At 39.9% G+C, this 6,243-nt stretch carries 3 protein-coding genes; 2 read left to right on the top strand and 1 reads right to left on the bottom strand.

Annotation, left to right across the window (positions count from 1 at the left end):
* Nucleotides 1-264 precede the first annotated feature (264 nt).
* Both HHO41_RS10825 and murC read left to right on the top strand, forming a co-directional pair.
* Nucleotides 265-2,895 (top strand): DNA translocase FtsK, encoded by a 2,631-nt coding sequence (locus HHO41_RS10825; protein ID WP_169098398.1) that lies wholly within the window; start codon nucleotides 265-267, stop codon nucleotides 2,893-2,895.
* 182 nt (nucleotides 2,896-3,077) lie between these two features.
* The gene (murC, locus tag HHO41_RS10820) at nucleotides 3,078-4,376 is read left to right on the top strand and encodes a UDP-N-acetylmuramate--L-alanine ligase (RefSeq protein ID WP_169098396.1); all 1,299 of its coding nucleotides are present in this window, start codon (nucleotides 3,078-3,080) and stop codon (nucleotides 4,374-4,376) included.
* Nucleotides 4,377-4,944: 568 nt separating this feature from the next.
* Here murC and HHO41_RS10815 read toward each other — a convergent pair.
* The gene (locus tag HHO41_RS10815; RefSeq protein ID WP_169098394.1) at nucleotides 4,945-6,060 is read right to left on the bottom strand and encodes an aminopeptidase; all 1,116 of its coding nucleotides are present in this window, start codon (nucleotides 6,058-6,060) and stop codon (nucleotides 4,945-4,947) included.
* Nucleotides 6,061-6,243: the final 183 nt, after the last annotated feature.

The following is a 6,243-nucleotide window of genomic DNA, read 5'->3' as shown; positions in this document are numbered from 1 at the left end:
ATCCCCTTATCCCCATATTCTGAAATTCAAGTATATAAAAAAATACCTGTAGGTGAAACACTCTTTTTTTCGAGTGTCCTACCTACAGGTACCATTTTATTTAGGTGCTCCGTTTATTTTTTTCTAGTCTCGTTTTTTTATAATTACCTGTTACAATAGAAATGTCACTTTATCACAGATAAGCAAATGATTTTGTTTGTTATAGTATAGAATGCTCAATGACAGATTGATTTTTATAAGAATTGCAGAAAGAGATGATCAGCAGTGGATTGGTTCAAAAAAATATTTCATGCTTTTAAAGATGAACATGATGATAGTAAACAAGTGAGCGAGCGTAAGCAACGGGTGGCCCACGACAACCATGACAATCAAGAAGGCCCGAAGGATGTCAATGCGAGAATCACATATCAATATCCTAAAGGTTCCTTTCAACGACCGACTGAACAAGAGGCTTCACCTAAAAAGAAAGATAGACCAGCACGGGAGCAAAATAAATATCGAAAACAGCAACCAAATAATGAATTACTAGGTAAAGAAAGTCGGGTTGATAGTCTTGAAGCCTTGCGACGGTTTCGTCCACACTCGGAACGGACAAAGCAAGCAGAGCCAAAAGTAGAAGTGGTACCTGAAACGATTGTGGAAAAGCCACAACAGCACACACAGGAAAATCAAAAACCGAAGAAGGAAAAAATTCGTTACGGACCATTTCGACCAACTGAAATTCCTTCGCCAATCTATGGATATGAAAGACCACAAAGGCGACAAACAAAGGTAATTGAGCACGAATTAACTGGATTTTTTGACCATATTCCTTCACAACAGGACGAGGAAATTGCCGTAAGCTTGGAATTGGTTGAAAGCGAGCCAGTTAAACAATACGAAGTGGTCGAAGAAGTTGAAACCTCTCAAGTAATCGAAGCACCTGAAGATTGTGCACCAACTGAAGATGAAGAAGTAGAAATAAAAGCAGTTGAGACACAAAGTGAGGTTGAAGGAGAAGAAATAAGAGCAGTTGAGACATCAAGTGAAGTTGAAGAAGTAAAAATAAAAGCAGATGAGACACCAAGTGAGGTTGAAGGAGTTATACCTAATAAGGCTGTTGAGGCGCCAATAGAAGTTGTTGAAACATCAGTTGAAGTGGTTGAGACACCAATAGAAGTTGTTGAAACTGCAACTGAAGTAGCAGAAAAGCCAACCGAAGTAACTGAAACGCCAACAAAAATTATTGAATTTCCAATAAAAGATGTTGCAGCAGATGTGGAAACTAGCCCAAAAGAAGAGTCGGTAAGCAAATCGCACATCCCATTTAATGTGATCATGCTTAAACAAGATCGCCAAAAATTATCAACTAAAAATCTTCTTTCTGAACAGCAAGTAAAAAAGGTTAATCAAGCGGATGATAATGATATCGCCTCAACTTTAAGAGAAGAGCAGCCAAAAACCCAAGAAGAAGAAAGCGAGGAGTATACGAATTATCAATTTCCATCAGAACAGCTGCTCACACCACCTGTTATTCAGGAGGAAAACGGCGAATGGCTCATGGAACAAGAAGATTTATTAAATCGTACCCTGACCGATTTTAATGTTGGTGCAAAGGTGGTCAACGTAACCCAGGGACCATCGGTTACACGTTTTGAAGTGCAGCCAGACCCAGGGGTCAAGGTAAATAAAATCACCAACCTGCAGGATGATATTAAGTTAAGTCTTGCTGCAAAAGACATTCGGATAGAAGCGCCGATACCTGGTAAGCATACGATTGGGATTGAGGTACCAAATAGCAAAAGTCGGCCAGTCTTTATAAGCGAAATTATCGATAGTCCAGAATTTAATCATAATCCATCGCCGCTAACGGCTGCGCTAGGTCTTGATATTTCAGGAAAGCCAGTTGTCACAGATCTTCGCAAGATGCCTCATGGGTTAATTGCAGGTGCAACAGGTTCAGGGAAAAGTGTATGCATCAACTCAATCTTAACAAGTCTGCTTTACAAAGCGGATCCACGTGATGTCAAGTTGTTATTAATTGATCCAAAGATGGTTGAGCTTGCTCCTTACAACCATATCCCTCATTTAGTAAGCCCCGTTATTACCGATGTCAAAGCTGCAACAGCAGCATTGAAGTGGGCGGTTGAAGAAATGGAGCGGCGCTATGAGTTGTTTGTTCATACTGGAGTAAGGGAGATTTCCAGGTTTAATGAAATGGCCGAGGCTGCAAAACGGTATAGTGAGAAGTTACCATACATCCTGATTGTAATTGATGAGTTAGCTGATTTGATGATGGTTGCACCAGGAGATGTCGAGGAAGCGATTTGTCGTATCGCTCAAAAAGCACGCGCCTGTGGTATTCATTTAATTATTGCGACACAACGACCATCTGTTGATGTCATCACCGGTTTAATCAAAGCGAATATTCCAACGAGAATAGCATTTTCCGTATCCTCACAAATCGATTCAAGGACGATTATTGATATTGGTGGTGCAGAAAAATTATTAGGTCGCGGTGATATGTTGTTTTTAGAAAACGGAACCTCAAAGCCTGTACGGTTGCAAGGTACGTTTATTTCAGATACGGAAATTGATCGGGTAGTCGAGCAAGTTCGCTCGCAAGCCGAACCAGATTATTTATTTGAACAGGGAGAACTACTAAAAAAAGCCCAAGTAAGTGAAGAGGAAGATGAGTTATATTTTGAGGCCTGTGAATTTATTGTTGAGCAGGGAGTAGCGTCTACTTCAAGTTTACAGCGTCGTTTTAAAATCGGTTACAACCGTGCAGCGCGGTTAATCGATATGATGCAGGCAAACGGTTATATTTCGGAGGCAAGGGGAAGCAAACCCCGGGATGTATTAATTACTGAAGAAGAACTTGACTCAATAAATAGTAGTAGTACAATAAACTAATGTTGGGAATATAATCTAGCATTTAAATTTGGTTATTTGATTATTAAAAGAAAAATGATTCGTCTAATGTAAAAATGGTATAATGTTTTAATATGATAACGCTGTGACGTAATAAAAATGAGCAAATTGAAAACATTCTCATATAATGTGTTACAGATAGACGTTTGTTGGAGGTTCTTTAGATGACTATTTACCATTTCGTAGGTATTAAGGGGTCTGGAATGAGTGCTCTTGCACAGGTTCTACACGATACCGACTTTCAAGTTCAAGGCTCCGATGTCGAAAAGCGCTTTTTCACTCAACAGGCCCTGGAGCAATCTGGAATAAAGATCCTTCCATTCCAAAAGGAGAACATACAAGAGGGGCTAACAATCATTGCAGGGAATGCGTTTCCAGATACTCATGAGGAAATACAAGAAGCAATGCGAATGGGGCTCCCAGTCATTCGATATCATCGTTTCTTGGGTGATTTTATGCAAAATTACACAAGTATTGCCGTGACTGGTGCACACGGAAAAACATCAACAACGGGTCTGTTGGCTCATGTGCTTCAAGGAGCAAAGCCAACTTCGTTCCTAATTGGTGATGGAACAGGTAAAGGTGACCGTGATGCTGAATATTTTGTATTTGAAGCATGTGAATATAGACGGCATTTCTTATCGTATTTTCCTGACTATGCAATTATGACTAATATTGATTTTGATCATCCTGATTACTTTGCCAATATAGATGATGTCTTCTCAGCCTTTCAGGAAATGGCCCTTCAAGTAAAAAAGGGAATTATTGCTTGCGGTGATGATCGGAACTTACAAAAAATTCAGGCGAAGGTTCCAGTTCTATTTTACGGATTTAATGATGACAATGATTACCATGCGGGCAATATTGTCAAATCAACAGAAGGTACTAGCTTTGACGTTTTTGTTCGAAATACGTATTTTGATACATTTACGATTCCGACGTTCGGTGATCACAATGTGTTGAACGCGCTAGCAGTGATTGCAATGTGTCATTATGAAGGCATCGATATGAAGATTATTAAGCATCAATTAATGACCTTTACCGGTGTGAAACGTAGATTTACTGAGAAGAAGATTGGTTCGCAAATCGTAATTGATGATTATGCACATCATCCAACTGAAATTAAGGCAACACTTGATGCTGCTAAACAAAAATATCCTGAGCGAGAGATTGTCGCGGTGTTCCAACCGCATACGTTTACTCGTACGCAAACATTTTTAAGTGAATTTGCTGAAAGCTTAAATCTAGCTGATAAGGTCTATTTGTGTGATATTTTTGGATCAGCTCGTGAAAATCACGGAAAACTTTCGATTGAAGATTTACAAGCAAAAATTCCTGGTGCAGAGTTATTAGATGAACACGAAACTGGGTTGTTGCGGAAGCATGAAAATAGTGTCATTATTTTCATGGGTGCCGGTGATATCCAAAAATTCCAGGAAGCATATGAAAAAGAATTAGCCTAATTAATGACAAAAGGATGCAGTGCGTAGGTGCGCTGCATCCTTTTTTTGGTGGAAATGCTTCGAAAGTCGGTTGTTGCTAAGTTAAGTGCCCTATTTTGGAGTGCCTGTGTGAAATAGTGCACTAATGTGTGTGTTTAGTGCCCTAAATTTCGGGCTTCAGAAAAAATAGGGTACTAATGTGCGTGCTAAGTGCCCTAAATTTAGGGTTTCAGCAAAAATAGGGCACTAATGGGTATGCTAAGTGCCCTAAATTTAGGACTTCAGCAAAAATAGGGCACTAATGGGTATGCTAAGTGCCCTAAATTTCGGACTTCAGCAAAAATAGGGTACTAATGTGTGTGCTAAGTGCCCTAAATTTTGGACTCGAGCAAAAATAGTGCACTAATGTGAGTGCTAAGTGCCCTAAATTTCGGGCTTCAGCAAAACTAGGGCACTAATGTGAGTGCTAAGTGCCCTAAATTTCGGACTTCAACAAAAATAGGGCACTAAAAAAGTCTTAGTGCCTTAAATTTCGGGGCCCAGCCAAAACCAGGGCACTAATATGGATCTAATAAGTTCGGCATTAATCTTATTTCAAGTTCTCCGGATTAAGTGCTTCCAACTCTGGAATGACGAAGCGGCCGTCTTTGCGGATAAGCACATCATCAAAATAGATTTCGCCGCCACCATAATCAGGGCGTTGTATATTGACTAAATCCCAGTGAATATCGGATTTATTGCCGTTATAGGCTTCATCGTAGCATTGTCCAGGTGTAAAGTGGAAGCTACCATCGATTTTTTCATCAAATAAAATATCCTGCATTGGCTGTAAAATGAACGGATTGACGCCAATCGCAAATTCTCCGACATAGCGAGCGCCTTCATCGGTATCAAAGATCTTATTAATGCGCTCTGTGTCATTCGCCTCAGCTTGAATGATTTTACCATTTTCAAAGGTAAGCTTCACATTTTCAAAAGTAAAGCCATGGTATGGTGAAGGCGTATTATAGCTGATGACCCCATTAACGGAATCCCGCACTGGTGCGGTATAAACCTCTCCATCAGGAATGTTCATTTGACCGGAGCATTTAATTGCCGGTATGTCTTTAATAGAAAAATGTAGGTCTGTTCCTGGGCCGGTTAAGCGAACTTTGTCTGTTTTATTCATTAAGTCGGCTAGTGCATCCATGGCTGCATCCATTTTTCCGTAATCTAAATTACATACATCAAAGTAGAAATCCTCAAATGCTTCAGTGCTCATTTTGGCGAGCTGTGCCATTGATGAGTTTGGATAGCGGAGCACGACCCATTTTGTTTTTGGAACACGAATGTCCCTATGTACTTTTTTACCAACGGTCTTGCCTTCTATTTTCATTTTTTCATCTGGAACGTCGGATAATTCATTGATGTTGTCACCAGAGCGTAAGCCGATATATGCATCCATTTGGCTCATTACATTTGCCTCAAAATCAGCCATTAGGTCGAACTGCTCTTCGTTAGCCCCGAGCAGTAGCGAACGGTTAACCTGATGATCCTTCAATAAGACAAACGGATATCCGCCTGCATCATATGCGGCCTTAACCAGTGCTGTGACAAATTCACGCTGTAAACCGAAGTTTTCAATCAGCACCTTTTCTCCTTTTTGCAGTCGAACGGAATAGTTAATTAAATTATGGGCGAGTTTCTCAATTCGTGGATCTTTCAACTGAATTCCTCCTTGTAGTGCAAATATTGATGCAATACATCTATTGTAACCTAATTCCGAAAATTTGTTGAAAAGAAGGCCTTATTAATCGAAAATATCCTGTGTCGGATGAAGGAAATTGACACTATAATATTGAAGTATGTAGGATAGGGTTTATACCCTTACAACTGGGTAAACAATGGT

This window comes from Bacillus sp. DNRA2 (genome assembly GCF_012843265.1).
Lineage (GTDB): Bacteria > Bacillota > Bacilli > Bacillales > Cytobacillaceae > Bacillus_BU.
The sequence above is the reverse complement of the archived record's forward strand: the minus strand, read 5'-3'. Positions and strand labels throughout refer to the sequence as shown.